We start from the raw sequence: 1,542 nt of genomic DNA on the forward strand, positions 1-1,542 counted from the left end.
CGTCTTCCAAAAGTTTTCGTGCGTTACCCAGGCCATAAGCAACTCCAACTCTTAATTTTTTCCCATTAATTTCAACTTCTGCAACTCTTAGAGAGTCATAACCATGGAGCTGTTCAAATTCTACTTCTTTTAGTTCATTCCCGGTTATCCATTCATAAGCAGTTCTTAAAGCTGCCTCTGCAACTCCTCCTGTTCTTCCAAAGATAGCTGCAGCACCGGTGGATTCTCCTAAAGGACTATCATACTCCCTTTCTGGGACAGCTTTGAAATTAATTCCTGCTTCTTTGATCATTTTTGCCAGTTCTCTGGTAGTCAATACATAATCAACATCCCTGTATTCAGGTGATGCATTTATTTCTTCTCTAGCTGCTTCATACTTTTTGGCTAAACAGGGCATTATGGATACAACGGTCATCTTTTTGGGATCAATATTATTTTTTTGTGCATAATAACTCTTTGCAATTGCCCCAAACATCTGTTGAGGGGACTTGGCAGAAGAAGGCATCTCGAGCAAGTCAGGGAATTGATGTTCGATAAATTTAACCCATCCTGGGCAACAAGAGGTCAACATAGGTAAGAAACCTCCATTTTCTAACCTTTCTTTGAACTCGGTGGCTTCCTCCATTATGGTTAAATCTGCTCCAAAATTGGTATCGAAGACCTTATCAAAACCCATTAGTTTTAAAACACCTACCATCTTCCCGGTAGAAATAGTTCCAGGCTCGTAACCGAATTCTTCTGCTAACGCCACTCTTACCGCAGGAGCGGTTTGAACTACAACGTGCTTCTCCTCATTTTCGAGTTCTTTCCATACTTCATCTATGTAAGATCTTTCAACTAAAGCCCCTGTAGGACAAACTGCCACGCATTGACCACAGAATGTACAGGTTGTTTCTTCTAAAGGCATGTCAAAAGAAGGCTTAACGACAGCACCAAAACCTCTATCTATCGCTGAAAGAACCCCAACCGTTTGAAATTCGTTACACATAGTTTCGCATCTTCTGCACATAATACATTTGTTGGGATCCCTGATTATTGCAGCAGATATATCAAGGTCGTAATTAGATGTTTTACCAAAATAAGGATTGTTCACAATGTTTAGTTCAGAGGCGATTTTTTGTAGTTCACACTCACCATTTTTTGGACATTTTAGACAATCTTGTGGATGATCGGATAACAATAACTGAACAGCGGTTCTTCGAGCTTCTACTGCCATCCTCGAATGTGTCTTTATTTTCATTCCTTCAAATACGGGCGTTGTACAAGCTGGGGCTAAAGTTCTTCTACCTTCTATTTCAACCATACATACTCTACATGAAGAAGGCTTATTTTCTATATTAATATCCTTTAAGTTCATATAACAAAGTGTTGGTATATAACCGCCAAATTTTTTTACAGCCGTTAAAACGGTATCTTTTTCGGAAGCTTCAAATTCATGGTCATTTATATATACTTTTGGCATTTATTATTTTTCCCTCCTAACCAAAAATTTTTTCCCTCTTGAAAAACTTAAAAACTTTTTATATAGCGCCCCTTTGCCCC

At 38.7% G+C, this 1,542-nt stretch carries 1 protein-coding gene; it reads right to left on the minus strand.

The genetic code is table 11. The features are described from left to right. Positions 1–1,462, minus strand: a 1,462-nt coding sequence (locus AA81_RS04915; RefSeq protein ID WP_103898396.1) for a [FeFe] hydrogenase, group A, incomplete at its 3' end; no start/stop codon positions are given. Between the last annotated feature and the right edge of the window lie 80 nt (positions 1,463–1,542).

Source organism: Petrotoga halophila DSM 16923, assembly GCF_002924615.1.